Origin of the sequence: Pseudomonas sp. OVF7, assembly GCF_030644265.1 — a bacterium.
Lineage (GTDB): Bacteria > Pseudomonadota > Gammaproteobacteria > Pseudomonadales > Pseudomonadaceae > Aquipseudomonas > Aquipseudomonas gorinensis.
The window spans coordinates 1,739,731-1,754,177 of the sequence record NZ_CP128996.1; the positions used below are offsets into that span (position 1 = coordinate 1,739,731).

Sequence of the window (14,447 nt, forward strand, 5' to 3'; positions counted from 1 at the left end):
ATTGGAAAAGGTTGCCTCGTATATATTTTTCGAGGCCACCCATGTTTGAAGCTCTTCTTAATAAGAGGCATAACACGGGATTTAATCAATGACTCAGAAATCACTAACAAATCCATCCACAGCATTTATCTCTCCTAACTCCAACATTCATAGGATGACTGTTGAATTGCTTGAGCAAGCAGATATACGCATTGGCGGTAATCGTCCTTGGGATATGCACCTTAAAGCGAGTAACGTTCCTGAACGAGCATTTGCACATGGAAGCTTGGGGCTGGGTGACGCTTACATGGATGGTGACTGGGATGCAGAAAGTCTAGACGAGTTTTTCTGTCACCTCCTACGGGCGCATCTCGATCAGCATGTGCAGCCTTTCAAGCTTGTGTTTCATGCGCTGCGCGTCCGGTTGCTTAACCGCCAGAGTACAACGCGAGCTTGGCAGGTGGGCGAAGCACATTACGATTTAGGCAACGATTTCTATGCTGCCATGCTTGATCCAAGAATGGCTTATACCTGCGGCTACTGGGAAAACGCTAGCAATCTTGCAGAAGCTCAGGAAGCCAAGCTCGAATTGATTTGCAGAAAACTTAAACTGGAACCTGGAATGCGAGTCCTTGACATCGGCTGCGGCTGGGGGAGCTTTATGGGGTACGCCGCTGAACACTACGGTGTCGAGTGCGTAGGGGTGACCATCTCTAAAGAACAGGCTGAATGGGCAAAAAAACGTTACGCTGGATTGCCACTGGAATTCAGGTTGCAGGATTATCGAGAAGTAAATGGCGCTTTTGACCGAGTCGTCAGCGTAGGGATGTTCGAGCATGTCGGACGTAAAAATCACAGGGAGTTTATGGAGGTCGCATCGCGTTGCCTTGTAAATGACGGATTGTGCCTTTTGCACACCATAGGTAAAAATGAGCGAAACACTACGCCAGACCCGTGGATCGATAAGTACATTTTTCCGAATGGTGACCTGCCATCAATCGGCCAGATCGGGGATGCTGCCGGCGGACTTTTTGTGGTCGAGGATTTACACAACTTTGGCGCTGACTACGACAAGACCTTGATGGCTTGGCACGCCAACTTTGAAGCCGCATGGCCACAATTTTCAGCAGAGTTAGGTGACCGATTCTACCGAATGTGGCGCTACTACCTGTTGTCGTGTGCTGGAGCGTTTCGTGCGCGGGATATTCAGCTCTGGCAGTGGGTTCTCTCAAAAGAAGGCGTCATGGGCGGCTACTTGAGGCCGACTCTGAGCACCGAAATATAACCGGTGCAATCGTACTGGCCCGGATCGCCGCTCGATGGAGCGCACGATCTGGAGGTTCACAGCCATGCGAGGTTGATCTTCATATCCGAGCGGAGGCTCAGCATGACTGGCCTCCACGATGAATACTCAATCCGTATTGACGTTCTGATAGAGCATCAGTCGTGAGGTCTCATGCAGACCTCGCGTCAACGCGAGCAGACGACGAAATTCTTCAGGGTGTTGGTCAGCAACGTCCTTTAGTGGTTCTTGCGAAGCAATATCATGCAGGCTTGGTTGACTACCATCGTGCTGCATTTGCAGAAGAAAGTCCTTTGTCACGCCACCGATCAGCGGGAACGTACCCTCTCTAAGCACCAGAGGAACCACCCGCTCTCCTTCTGTAGCTGGCTGCTGTATATCTCGCCCCATCGCTCCGTTGCGAAACTCAATACCGGCCATGCCGAGGACACTGGGCAGCAGGTCGACCAAACCAACAGCTTCTTCAATCACTCTTGGTTCCAGCAGTTTCGGAGCGTGGATCAGCAAGGGCACATGATTGCTCTCAAGCCCCAGTTTTTCGAATGCCGGTGGCATATGCGGGATCTGGCTGATACGTGTATTGTGGTCACCAAACATGACAAAAATCGTGTTCTCGTACCAACCGCCTTCTTGAGCAATTTCCATCAGGCGCCCAATGTTGAAGTCCAACAGGCGTACCGCGTTGTATTGAGCCACGCTGCGAGAGCCCGCGTTCTGCACGGTTTCCAAAGGTAAATCAAGCACCTCGAAGCCGTCGTTCTCATTGGGGATGGTAAAAGGCCGATGGTTACCCGCAGTCTGGATATAGGCAAAGAAGGGTTTGCCCTCAGCCTGCCGGCGAAGGATCTTGTCGCTTTCCTTGAACAGATCCAAATCCGAAACACCCCAGACGTCGACGATTGGTGATTTCCAGTGACGTTCTTCCAACAGCTGGATATCGTCGATGCTCTGACGAATCAAGGCATTCATATTGGCCCAGCCTGAATTACCGCCGATCATGTAATACTTGTCGTAACCCTGCATTGCATTGATCAAGCTGTGCTGACGAGTGATTAGGGGGTTGCGCGTTGCCGTTTCCTGACGAGAGACGTCAGGTACGCCGGAGATACTGGCCCATACGGTTTTCGCTGTTCCGGTAACTGGCACATAGAAGTTCTTGAAGAACCAGCTCTCTTTAGCCAGTCGATCAATATTCGGGGTGGGATTCAGCGGATTGCCATAAGCACCCACCGCGCTGGTGCCCAAGGATTCGAGCATGATGAAAACCACATTCGGTTGCTGCTCGCCCGCGATAGCGTAGGGCTGCGGGGGCTGCAAGCGACTAAAATTCAGGCTTTTTATGTCAGGCTGGTCGACCCCTAAATAGTGGCTTACAACCTCGTAGTGTGCTGCGACCTGCTCCCGATCATAGGGCTTACTGGGTACCCTCAAAGTGTCGTAGAGAAAAATCACCGGGTTCAGGCCTAAAGCTGAAATTTGGTTGTCGCCAGAGAAGAAGGCGTCGCTCCAACGAAGCGGTACCGGGTTTTCCAGATTGATGTTCTCGACGCGGCCCAGAATACCGAGGAAGACAGCCACTACCATCAGGGCGCTGCCCCAGGTCAGAGAGAGTCGGCTGATGGGCTTTGCCGGACGATCCAGGGTCACTCGCTCAAGACGCAGCAATAGCCAAAAAATCACGGCTGTAACAGCTGCCCAGCCAAGGCTAATCCACACCACAGGATAGGTTTGCCAGACCATGTCTGTTGAGATCTGCGCGTCTTCTAGAAACCGTAATACGGTCGCATTGATGCGCACACCCAGATAGGCGTAGTGACCGAAGTCGACGATATAGATCAACATTACTGCGCCGAGCCCCAGCGCAAGGTAGAGCCGTGCCAACCAGCGAACTACACGTGAGCGTGTCAGATTCCACACCGGCAACCACGCCAGCAGGGCAACGGGTAACATCAGCAGGATTGCCAAGCGAAGGTCAAACCGCAGCCCTATTCCGAGGGTTTCCGGTACTGCCTTAACTTCGCTCACAGCGCTGGCTGCGAATCCCGAGAAACCTATGAAGAACAGCCCGCGCAATGCCGCCAGCGTTACGAAAAGGATGGCTACTGCACCAACCCAGTAGTGCAAGCGCCTCGAGTGAAGCCAACCCATCGTTTGAATCCTCAATCTATAGAACTATCAATGTGGTTTTGCCTAGCCATCAAACACGTATCGGCAGCGTGAACTCTCGTCGTGCGGACAAGCCGCGCCAGATCATCTTAATCGCGTATCCAATCAACGCTCCCCAGCAGTAGAGAGCAATGAATGGGTCGAGCAAATAGTCCCAGTAATTCGGGGAAGGTTTAACGCCCAAGCTGAAGGCCAAAGTGGCCAGGCCGAACATGCAGGCCCCCAGCCAGTTTCTCCACACCATCAGCCCCAACGTCGTCGCGCCGATAATCATGATCAACGGTCGCGGGTTGTAACCCAGTCGATATGGATCAAAGTAGGTCATCCCCATCGTGGCCGGATAGAGAAAGAGGGCCAGCGCCGCTAAAGGGATCAGTAGCTGCAAGCGAGCCGTTCTATCCTGCCTCGTCGCTAGTCCTATACGTACCGCAGCAGCAAATCCCAGCGCCACAAGGGACGTGATGGCAATATCGTCCGTGAAGCTGCGAACGTAGGCTGCTAACGAGAGCCCATTTATTGAAATAAAGCTGACTCCCAGCAAGACGATCAGCCATATCACTTGCGTACCTGGACGTAGGCCAAATCTTGGAGTAACAACGAATGCGAGTAGCGCGAGGGTCAAATGCGCTTGCCAAAGATCAAGCATCAGAGCTGCTCCTCTAGCCAGGCATCATTGAAGCTGACATGTTTTATGAACGTGTTATTCCATGAGTAAACGAGGTGATAGAGACCCTCGGCACTCTTGATAAAATAGGGATATTCATATTCGAAATTGCAACCGGTTTCTTCGCAGACACGCTGGTCAAGGTTCACCAAGAACTTATCAACAAGCATTTCTCTTCGAGGGCCACTGGATAGGCGGAACTTGTCGCCGATGATTTCCCGGTATGCTTCAGCGCTAAACGGATTACCTTCTGGGTCGGGAGACTCATCCAAATTGATCAAAGGCTTCCAGAAATCCAACCTAGAGTTAGTGCCCATTAGGCGAAGTCGGAATCGTCCGTCCTTCAGATCATTCAAAGCGACCAACAAGCCGTTATTAGGTGTTGCCACTGCAGCAAGTGATGAGTTTGGGTTAGCAGGGTCAAGTGGATAAGGCTCACTCCAAGTATGCCCTGCATCCTCCGTTCGGCTCGCGAGCACTTTGTGGAAGGTGTCGCCGGCGTAACGCAACATGGCGACCGCGTTACGCTCATCCATGGGCACAACTGTAGGCTGCAATGAGTGCTTACCTCTGCTGATTCTGCTTTTATCAATCACACTCCCTGTGGGACTGATGTAAAGATACTCAGCAAATTTCCCCAAAAACTCATGGTAGACAGGTAAACCGATGGTGCCATCCTGATGAAATATCGGAGCATTGCGTACGAGCGTGCTGATGTTCAAAAAGGGAGTCGTAATTAGTTGCTGAGGGGGTGACCAATTTTTACCCAAATCGTCCGAGTACATTGCATTGATTGCGCTTCCAGCCCAACCACCTACTGAGACTGACACGTAGAAGAGCCACAGACGGTTATCGGGCGCCAAGGCAATAACCGGATTGCCCAATTTGCGTATGTATTTTTGAGTCGCACTCTGGGTCGACTCTCGCGTCGCAAGAACGAGTTCATCACCCCATTCAGCAGTTTCTGTGTCGTAGCGAGCGCCGCGAACCTGTACATCGGCTGCACCTTCTCGTGAGCCAGCAAACCATACAGCCATTAGACCGCCATCTGGCAGTGCCGCCACCGACGAGGCGTGTACAAATTCTTCAAGATCCGAGGAGGCAAATCTGCTGCTGTAAAAAGGTGCCTGAGCGCTAGCTCCGTTTTGATCGACATTTGCTGAGACGGAAAAACCCGAGATAGGGCGATCAGGATGGAGCCACCAAGCAGCAGCAAATACAGCAAAAATCGGGAGAGCAAGAGCCGAGCTGAGAAAAATATTGTTCAAGCGCATTTATAAACCATTTATACACAAACACACGACGCTCCTGATTAATAAGCAGGAAGCGACCGGACACATACCTCAGCGGAGGAGGCATGGCGAAGTGGTGTTTGCGTGGTTTCTACAAGGGCCTGACTCAACTCAAAATGAGAACGAAATGACTAGATGCTTAACAACGGGGCCAAATCATCGCCCAGCAGTCCCCTAGACGCAACCGCAACTACCTGTCTTGAGGTATCGATTTGTTACCATGGATTTCGAGTTTGGCAATCATTACCGCACGTAATATCCAGCTCTCCTGCGTGATCACAAGCACAGATGCTATGCCAGACACTGTCTAGATCGAGGGCGTGACTATTTATCGACACCTCTGTTAGGTTTGATCCATGGAATGCCAGCAATGCGTCAACGCACACAAATTTTAGGCCGTCGGATAGCTGGCATGGGCGGTCTTCCTTCCGCCAATCCACAGCCTTTTTCGTGAGTTCCAACCGGCAGCGTTCACGGAGGTGCCTCGCACCTAACGCCCCTAGACTGCATTAGTAGGCATTGCCATGAGTGATGAGATTAAATTGAGACACGCTCGCGATTTGCTACTTGCCCGCTTGGTTGAATTGGAAAATTTTGAGTCCTCAGCACAATCACGCGAGTCCATAGAGCTAGATCAAAGCAAGGTAGGTAGACTCTCGCGCATGGATGCGTTGCAGCAACAAGCCATGCTGGACGCCAACCGAGCCCGAGGTAGGGGTGAGCGACTACGTATTGAGGCCGCGCTTCGAAGAGTTGACGAAGGCCTATATGGCTATTGCGTCGAGTGCGACGAGCTAATAGCTCAAGGCAGGCTGGATTTCGATCCAGCCACTGCGCTGTGCATTGGATGCGCTCAACAAGTCGAAAAGGGCAACTAAAAACCGCTGAAAAATGCTGAAAAATTGATTCGGCCCCCATCACTCGCTTGAGCTGAAGACCACATGCAACTCATAACTGAAATTGTTCACCCCGAGCTGAAATCCAAACAGGGCAGAGTATTCCGTCGACATGCAGCACGCGGCATCGTGATGCGGAATGAACAGATCCTGTTGCTGTTCACCGAGCGCTATAACGACTTCAGCTTTCCTGGCGGCGGCCTTGATGGTGACGAAGACATTGTCGCAGGCCTGAAGCGTGAGCTTGAGGAAGAGACTGGTGCTCGTGAAATTCAGGTGCTCCAGCACTACGGCTATATTGAGGAGTACCGGCCCTACTGGAAGCCACAGTACGATCTGATGCACATGACCTCGCATTTTTATCAATGCGAAGTAGCGTCCCAGCTAGAGCCCGTGAGAATGGAAAGCCACGAAATCGCTAATGGTATGCGGCCTGTCTGGATCAACCTGCATGAAGCCATAACGCACAATGAAGCCGTGATGCAGCGTCAGGATTCATCGATGGGACAGTCCATTCAGCGCGAAACTTTCATGCTGAAAAAAGTCGCATCCAAGTTGGCGCCATAGCTGAACACCGACTTGCACCTGTGTTAGGGCTTCTTGGCTATTACAAGCAGCTCTGCCACGATCAAGCCCGCACCGGCGATCAAGCGCAACGTAATGACCTCCCGAAGCACCAGACTGGCGAGCAACATAGCAACAACCACGCTACCTTTATCGATCAGTGTCACCGTGGCGACATCCCCTACCGACTTGCGAATTTCTTCCCGCGCTTCATCTGCGCTTCCCCAACGCCCCATCTTCACCCACTTAGCTGCATGCGCGCTGTTATCTCAAAGCTTTCTCGGCCCGCGCGGATCCAACGAAATTATATTTGACGCAGGCAACTGCCGCTCAAGCTCAGCGATACGGTCATACAGCTCAATGATTTTCGCATCCGCTTCGCTCAATAAACTTGCGAGTTGGTCGCGCTGCCGGGCAACTTGCTCAATCCGATCACGCAGGGCGCGGCTTTTCTGGCGGGCGAGAAGATTTACCTGGTTCAACGAAGGAGGTCGCTCCTCCGCATGTTGTTCCACGTAGGTTTTTATCTCTGCGATGAGACTCGGGAAACGAGACTTCTTAAGCGCCGACGGATCGCTCCCGGCCTCTTTGGCCACGTTGTTCTGAGTGACCGGTGTCCCCTTCGGTAGAAGCTGTGGCCTATTGAGTTTCAGGCGCTCAAAAGCATCACGATATTGATCAGCCGCGCTGCGGCGAGCAGGGAGTTCAACGTCCATTTGCGCTCCCTACGACACGACGGAAGCTCTCTACACTTCGCTGTTGAGCCATCAAAGATTCCATTAGCGGACTTCCATCCTGAGCAGTAGCAAGCCGCTCATTGAGTACATGTTCAAGATCATCTACCGCGCCCAATCGTTCTGAGTCATACAGCACATCAGGGCAAGGTTTTGCATCCATTGAATCACCGCCCCCGCAATGGGCAATGTTGTCAATTCCGCCGTACGGACAAGGCTGGCGACTCGAACAAACGCCAAGAATGATTGGGCGACAGGCGACCGCGCCTTTCTTTGCCAAACCAATCATCTTCTTCGCATCTTCTGGCGAAATCAGCCGAACGATCTCAGCCTTTCGTTTGTCTCCATGGGGACTGACAAAACGCTCACTCGTAAGCTGCTGTAACTCTCTTCCAAGCGTCTCGTACATTGTGCGAACGTAGAGAGTGTGAGCCTTCTCCTCTAGACGCAGCCGCGAGTGATTTTGTCCGTAGTAAAGGCTCATCGCTCGAGTGACGTGCTTAAGCTGGTACTGAAGCGAAGCATCACTTACGAGTCCGGAAGCTTGCATGTTTACTGCCCCAGTTCTACGCAACTGATGCCACGCCAACGGCCATACAGCGCCCACTTGATACTCCTCCGGCAGTGTAGGGGTAGCTAGCCGGGCCAATTTCAAATCCTCAGCCGTGATACGCAAACGTCCTAAGTCAAAGAGCTTCCCGTGCCCCAAAAGGTCGGAATATGACTGAATGCTCGGTCTAAGTGAGTGATTACCTTTATTGCGCAATGAGCTCCAGGGCTCGTAAGAAAAATCGGTCAAGTAACGCCCGGCGAGATCTCCCGCAGCTTTGTGAGGTGCGTACAGTGAGCGAAATAGAGAAATGACCTCCATCGCCTTCACGGCGACTGCCACAGATGGAGATGTGACCCAAACGGCGTCGCTATCAGAGAGCGTTTTTGTCGTCTGCCCACGTAACAAAAAAATGTCGCCGAAGCTCTTGTCGTGCTCGATGTCAAGGCACCCGGCTCGAAGATTCCATGCCTCCTCAACCCGCATGAGACTGAAGTTAAGGACGTAAGCTAATCCCGCGCCGTTGACCAGTTTCAGATAGCTAGTCAGCGCTCTTACTTGCAAGCCGCCACTTCTACCCACCCAACGTTCAAGTAGCTCAAAGATGCCGAAGCGTTTTGCGGTATCTGCAAACACGCCGAGAAAACGAAGCCCTGTTTTAGAGCCTGATAAATGCATTTTATGGCCGCAAAAAGGCGGGGCGTTTACGCACACCGTTCTCTCCGAAACCCTCTGGTTATGTTCGTAAGCCGCGAAGCAGAACCGGTAACAAGCTTCAACCTGTTCTCGATGGGATAGGAAGTCATCAAGGCACTCTCGCAGCCTAGTAACTTGATAGCGCCAAATACGTGGAGGAATGTAAGGTGTTTGAGCTGTATGGTGAGTTGGAAAAAGCGCAGCCAGACGGGTTAGGGAGCCTGAATCCAGCAACGTAAACCCTATAGCATCCCTGGACGCGTAAAGCTCATGCATTAACGTCAGAAACTCGGTTTTTCTTGAGGTATGAAGAAAGGCAGGGATCCGTTCGCATACGCGTGGAAAGTGGCTTAATTCACTGGCAAGTATTCCTGCCTCTTCGCAAAGAACAAAGAGCCGCCGCATCTGATCGAAACGCGTTTTAAGGGATCTGTAGCCACGAGCGCCGTACGGCCCGTATAGCCACCAGCCAGTGATGATTCGAAGTAAATTTGCGTTTTTTGAGCTAATTGGCGCCGCTGATTTTTTAACTGGCCCATCACCAAAATTCAGGGTCAGTGCCTTCTTGGCCCATGGATCAAGCCTCCAAATTGGATCACCCCAGCGGCTTACTACGTTGCCCTGCGCATCAATTATGACGGGCCAATCAGGTGGCGGAGGCCAGCTCTCTGGACGGTAATTCGATGCCCCAGGAACGGCGAGAGGCGACTCGATAGAAAGCCCTAACGTCGTGAGCATATTCATAGGGAAGCCCCCGCTGTAACTTCCGCAAGCCGAATAAATCCGTCCCAAGCTGGGTGATAGTCCTCCTCAGCTATGCGTGCGAATGCCTCTTCCACCCAAAGCCGACGTACCTCGCTACTCTCTTGAAAGAACCGTAACTTCGCACTCAGTCGCTCGACCGCAAGCATCGCTGGATGGTCAGCCTCGTCAGATCTATCCGTGCAAGCTGGGCGATATCTAACTAGCTCCAAGCTCTTGAGCACTCGCAAACTACTCAGAGACCAGACGTGATCCTCGCTTTCAATATCCCGATGATTGACGCAGAAAAGGCAACCCGCAGCGTTGATACAATCTGGATCAGGAGCATTAGTCGGAGCATCCACGACCGATTCTGGTATCGGCGCCACACAAGTACCTGGAGCAGGTGAGCAAACGACGGGATCTGCTTGCCGGTGAAACCGAGTGATTTCTATCATCGCAATTTGCGGATTGGGCTCGGCGTACACACGGATCAAAGTTTCAGCGGTGTGCTGTGCGATTTCCGCCACCAGTTCGGGGCGTTGCGACTCACGTAACAGCCAATTAATACGCGCACCCCGGAGCTTACGAGGTCGAACGAATCGAACACTGGAATCGGTGCAGACGCGCGCAATAGCCGTGAACTGAGGAGCTTCTAAAACGAGACGTCCCCCAGGGCGGACGAGAGGGAAAATCATTCCCTCTAGATCGTCTGGAAACCACGTGTTACGCCACTCAATGTAGCGTTCGAACCACTGCTTGTAGCTTGAGAAAACGTCAAACAGCACTTCACCCTGACGGCGATTTTTGTAAGACCTCACTTGGTAACCATCAAAATGACTCGTGTAATGGTATTGGTCGATCCGAAGCTGATGCGCCTGCGACAAATTCATGCCGGTTTGTGCGATGAACATGAGCAGCTCGGCTTCGATTCGCAGATTCACTGCCGGGTATCGAGTCTCGATTGAAACGTCAGCGTTACGAAGTTCGCGGTTTCTAAGGATGGCCGCAATCTGGAATTTGGTTTGAGGTCGAGTCCGTCGTGGCGCTTCCTTCTCTGTATCGCGCAGGCCGCACCAGATAGGTAGCGTCGAACCCGACCGCAACTCCACGTGGATGGGAAGTGGCCCCGTCACAGCTTCATAGGTAAGGGACGTACAGACGTCGGCAATGAACTGCCCGAATGAAAAGCTCTCTTCTAAACTTTGCTTATCAGCGCCCCCATTACTGGCCTTTCCGTTGCCTCTAGGCTTGCGGATTCGGGTGCTGTACAGAAGCGTCGAGCTTCGGCCTAAAACTCGGTCGAGCATCGTCGCGGTTAAACTTGCCGCGTCGTATAATGATCCGGCAGTTAGATAGCCTTCCACGCGATGACGCTGTAGAAGGTGTTCAGCCCACCCCAGGTATTCCTCCGCGACCGTATTAATGCTCAACGGACGCTCGCACTGATCCACCCACTGAAAAAACTTCCTCAACGCACCAATCTTGTTATTTGCCGAAAAGCGGCTCCGCCCGCCGACAAGGTCGTCGGTCAAACAGTCATGGAGCCTCTTCACAAGCTCTACCCGCTCCAGCAAAGGATCACCCAAAGCACCTGATGTGATTTCACTGCGTACAGTCTTCACTTTTGCCTTAGCACCACCGCTGTATAAAAGTGGTGCCAGATCCCAGGGCGTCTCATTTTTCGCGTACTCAAGCATTGGAAACGTTAGGTCTGAAAACGTCAGATTATTCATTGCTTGCTCCCTGCATCGAAGCAATCCCTGTAAACGCAGTCATGAAGCTGTTCGCAATGGCCTGCTTAGCGGGTGCGGCTTGCACAAATTTGATGTATTTGAAGGTGGTAGCCTCCGAATTTCGACCGTGGAGCAATGCATTGCTGACAGTCGCAATCACTATCGCCACATCAGTGCAATTTGCTAAAGCGAGCCTAGCTAACTCAGTTCCAAAGGTGCATCGGGATTGGTGGAAGCGAAACTTCCTGAGCGCTTTGATGCCCGACGCGATGCCTAATTTTCTAAGCGATGACATCTCAACGTTTATGGCCGAAGACTGATCACTGTTGCGACGTCCGAAAGGGTTTCCGAAACGTGTCAAGAACACTAAGTCTCGATGCTCGCCAGCAGCAGATGCCTCGCGAGTCAACCTGCGAAGACCCTTGGCGTACTCCAAGACTTCTGAACACAAAGCTTCGGGAATCCATACCTGGCCAGTTACTCCAAATTTGGTATGCACGGGCGGGGACGCACCTGGCCCTACGGATATCAGAAGCAGACCTTTAGCAGACGGATCATGTAGGGCACGCTCCAACGTATCGATACGAAGGTCACAGATCGTTCCCAGTCGCATACCCGTAAAGAAACCTAGAGCCAACATCAGGTAAAGCTCGGGTGAGGCGCTCTTTTTTGCGAAATCAAGAATGGCGTCTCGATCAACCGCAGACACTGGAAGTAGCCCACCTTCCAAAGTGACCCCAATGCGTTTTCGGTTTGGAATACCCAGATCGGTGGTGGTGCCAGCTAGCGTTCGCTCAAAGCCGACCTGGTCAAAGTATTTGATGAAATAGCGCTTGTCTTTCCACAGCGACAATAGCGGGTTTAGAAGGCCACGCCTCCTGACCCACCTGTAGAAACTGATGCAGTTACGCATGTACTCGGAAGCCGTGGCAGGACTGATATGACCAGCATCACGAGCCTTGATAAGCGCCCCACGGTACTGAACAAGACATCGATCAGCCTTTCGAGACGGAAACTCAAACCACTGAAGTCCGCGACTCTCCAAAAACTTCGCGTAGTTCAACAGCCCGTTCAGGTTGCTAGAAACGGTCTTAAGGATTGCCTCACCATTGGTGACTCTCTCCATAGCCCAGAGATTGGCTTCTCTCCAGGGCAAACCGTCTTCCCAGAATATTTGTGGTAGTCCTTCGATCACTACACGGGAGCTATTCAGCGAGTAGCTAATCAGGCGGTCTTTGACAGAAAGGTCATGCGGACTGAAGTGAATGTGTTCGACGGTAGGCAAGGGAAATCTCTGTAAGAACAAACGTCAATGTCCATGAAGACGCCATCTAACTTTGGACGTCCACGGTATGCAACTTATTCTTATCGATGCTGTACACCTCAACGGCCGGTACCATTGCCTCAATCAGGCTCATCACACACTCGCTCATGTCGCCGTACAGCGCATAGTTGGAAGAGAACGGGGCAATGCCGTGCTGCTTGAGCTTGTGCTTGATCTGGAAATACGGCTCGCCCATCTCGATGAAGGGCTTCGCGTCGTAGCTACGGGCAATGACACAGCCATCGTTTGATCTGAATGACACTAACAGTTAGCGGAAGATAACATATTGATTTATATTGAAAATACACCACTAACATTTTTTATGGTTTTGGCGATTCAGCGGGATCAAATAAGCCTTTTGATTCACACAGACGAAGGCAATTCGGCATAGATAGTTTGACGCTCGTGGCGTCCGTCCTGGAGGCGCACATCGAGAGTTATTCGTCGAAGTCAGGCCTCGATATCACGCATCAGAGTATCGATGACGTCAGGTTTGTCATGGACGCCGAACCGATCCACCAGCATGGAGGTCGCTTGGTTCATGCCAATGATGTCGACCGCGCACATACACGACGGAGTCTGAGCACCACCTTGTCGAGAGCCGCCACCGCCGCGATATCCCCGATGTATTCCTTGAATTCAAGTTTGGTATGCCTTGATACTTCTGAGGGGGCTGATATACGATGATTTCAGGAGATGGCATTCCTCCTTTAACCGCCTAGTGCTGATGATGCCTACGTGAACCCTGGACAGGGTGCGTAGGTGTATCCGCTCCCTGTCCCTGAGCTAGGACAGGATTATGATCCTACGACCCCAGTCGCCTCTCTTTTTTTGTGCTTACCTGTTACCTATTTGGCCTAGGTCTGACGAGGTGAGCCCACCATGCTGAAATCACTTTTGGTTATCGCCGTTGGCGCGTCACTCGGTGCCTGGTTGCGCTGGCTATTGGGTATGAAGCTAAACGCATTGTTCCCCACGATTCCCCCAGGCACTGTGATTGCAAACATGATCGGGGGCTACATCATCGGCTTAGCAATCGCGTTTTTGGCCGCATCCCCGACTCTGAGCCCTGAGTGGCGCCTGCTGATCATCACGGGTTTCTGTGGAGGGCTCACCACCTTTTCTACGTTTTCGGCAGAAACAGTTGCCCTGATCCAGGAAGGCAGATTGCTCTGGGCGTTCGGCTCAATTTCATTACACGTCGTGGGCTCGCTGACGATGACGGCTGCCGGGCTTCTGTCCTATCAAATTATCGGTACGCGCTGAGGAGATGAAAATGAAAGGTTTCCTGGTGATTTTCTTTACCCAACAGAACCGTCGTTATCAGGGCAATATGCTCGGCGACTGGATCGTTGATTTGGCGAAAGAAATGGGACTACGTGGTGCGACCCTATCTACGGGTATCGAGGGTTTTGGGCATACCGGTCGGCTGCACTCCTCCCATTTTTTTGAACTGGCGGATCAGCCTACCGAGATTCGCATGGCTATCACCGAGGACGAATCTGAACGGTTGTTCGTACGATTGGAGCTTGAGGAAATCTCGGTGTTTTACATAAAGACTCCAATTGAAATGGGCTTCGTCGGCAAAAAAACCACCTAGTCCGGCATCCTTTTACCAAGCTAGGCTTCAGGAGATCTTCCTGTGCTTGTTGTTTCCGTAACATGATTTTACATTTTGAGCGGAGCTAGCTAAGATCGACGGATTGGAGATGGCATTCCTCCATTAACCAACCGCTGCGCCCGTAGCAGCTGATGATGCCTACAGAAACCTGATCAATCAGGTCTGTAGGCGTTCGCGCTCA

Annotated in this window: 12 protein-coding genes, 3 pseudogenes and 2 riboswitches; of the genes and pseudogenes, 5 read left to right on the forward strand and 10 right to left on the reverse strand. The window is 52.0% G+C overall.

Going from position 1 to position 14,447, the window contains the following annotated elements; translation table 11 throughout:
- Positions 1–88 precede the first annotated feature (88 nt).
- Positions 89–1,264, forward strand: a complete 1,176-nt coding sequence (gene cfa, locus QU606_RS07750; RefSeq protein WP_032899707.1) for a cyclopropane fatty acyl phospholipid synthase — start codon at positions 89–91, stop codon at positions 1,262–1,264.
- Positions 1,265–1,390: 126 nt separating this feature from the next.
- Here cfa and QU606_RS07755 read toward each other — a convergent pair whose 3' ends face one another.
- The 3 genes from QU606_RS07755 to QU606_RS07765 are packed head-to-tail and all read right to left on the reverse strand — an operon-like array spanning position 1,391 to position 5,386.
- Positions 1,391–3,430 carry an LTA synthase family protein gene (locus QU606_RS07755; RefSeq protein WP_008438033.1) on the reverse strand — a complete coding sequence of 680 codons (2,040 nt, stop codon included), beginning with the start codon at positions 3,428–3,430 and terminating at the stop codon, positions 1,391–1,393.
- A gap of 49 nt (positions 3,431–3,479) precedes the next feature.
- Positions 3,480–4,094, reverse strand: a complete 615-nt coding sequence (locus QU606_RS07760) for a hypothetical protein (RefSeq protein ID WP_168224324.1) — start codon at positions 4,092–4,094, stop codon at positions 3,480–3,482.
- Positions 4,094–5,386 (reverse strand): exo-alpha-sialidase, encoded by a 1,293-nt coding sequence (locus QU606_RS07765; RefSeq protein WP_032899708.1) that lies wholly within the window; start codon positions 5,384–5,386, stop codon positions 4,094–4,096. The genes QU606_RS07760 and QU606_RS07765 overlap by 1 nt, the downstream gene beginning before the upstream one ends.
- A gap of 542 nt (positions 5,387–5,928) precedes the next feature.
- Here QU606_RS07765 and QU606_RS07770 point away from each other — a divergent pair.
- Positions 5,929–6,282 (forward strand): TraR/DksA family transcriptional regulator, encoded by a 354-nt coding sequence (locus QU606_RS07770; RefSeq protein WP_008438036.1) that lies wholly within the window; start codon positions 5,929–5,931, stop codon positions 6,280–6,282.
- 63 nt (positions 6,283–6,345) lie between these two features.
- Positions 6,346–6,867, forward strand: a complete 522-nt coding sequence (locus QU606_RS07775) for an NUDIX hydrolase (RefSeq protein ID WP_263234094.1) — start codon at positions 6,346–6,348, stop codon at positions 6,865–6,867.
- Between the two features lie 179 nt (positions 6,868–7,046).
- Here QU606_RS07775 and QU606_RS07780 read toward each other — a convergent pair.
- From QU606_RS07780 to QU606_RS07810, 7 genes and pseudogenes are all read right to left on the reverse strand, one after another.
- A pseudogene (locus QU606_RS07780) lies at positions 7,047–7,112 on the reverse strand (inorganic pyrophosphatase); the annotation flags it as partial.
- A 21-nt stretch (positions 7,113–7,133) separates the two neighbouring features.
- Positions 7,134–7,580 (reverse strand): hypothetical protein, encoded by a 447-nt coding sequence (locus QU606_RS07785; protein WP_263234096.1) that lies wholly within the window; start codon positions 7,578–7,580, stop codon positions 7,134–7,136.
- A complete protein-coding gene (locus QU606_RS07790; RefSeq protein WP_263234098.1) occupies positions 7,570–9,588 on the reverse strand; it encodes a hypothetical protein in 2,019 nt (672 codons plus the stop codon). The genes QU606_RS07785 and QU606_RS07790 overlap by 11 nt, the downstream gene beginning before the upstream one ends.
- Positions 9,585–11,321, reverse strand: a complete 1,737-nt coding sequence (locus QU606_RS07795) for a site-specific integrase (RefSeq protein WP_263234100.1) — start codon at positions 11,319–11,321, stop codon at positions 9,585–9,587. The genes QU606_RS07790 and QU606_RS07795 overlap by 4 nt, the downstream gene beginning before the upstream one ends.
- A complete protein-coding gene (locus QU606_RS07800; RefSeq protein ID WP_263234102.1) occupies positions 11,314–12,627 on the reverse strand; it encodes a site-specific integrase in 1,314 nt (437 codons plus the stop codon). Before QU606_RS07800 ends, QU606_RS07795 begins: the two co-directional genes overlap by 8 nt.
- A 58-nt stretch (positions 12,628–12,685) precedes the next feature.
- Positions 12,686–12,898, reverse strand: a pseudogene (locus tag QU606_RS07805) (DNA polymerase V subunit UmuC); the annotation flags it as partial.
- Positions 12,899–13,095: 197 nt separating this feature from the next.
- Positions 13,096–13,265: pseudogene (locus tag QU606_RS07810) on the reverse strand (sodium-independent anion transporter); the annotation flags it as partial.
- Between the two features lie 63 nt (positions 13,266–13,328).
- Positions 13,329–13,389, forward strand: a riboswitch (Fluoride riboswitch).
- 138 nt (positions 13,390–13,527) lie between these two features.
- On the opposite strand from QU606_RS07810, the gene crcB reads away from it, so the two are divergent.
- Positions 13,528–13,911: a fluoride efflux transporter CrcB gene (gene crcB, locus QU606_RS07815; RefSeq protein WP_047338305.1), complete on the forward strand. Its 384-nt coding sequence runs from the start codon at positions 13,528–13,530 to the stop codon at positions 13,909–13,911.
- 10 nt (positions 13,912–13,921) lie between these two features.
- A complete protein-coding gene (locus QU606_RS07820) occupies positions 13,922–14,245 on the forward strand; it encodes a DUF190 domain-containing protein (protein WP_304998271.1) in 324 nt (107 codons plus the stop codon).
- A gap of 96 nt (positions 14,246–14,341) precedes the next feature.
- A riboswitch (Fluoride riboswitch) is annotated at positions 14,342–14,414 on the forward strand.
- The last annotated feature ends 33 nt before the right edge of the window (positions 14,415–14,447 follow it).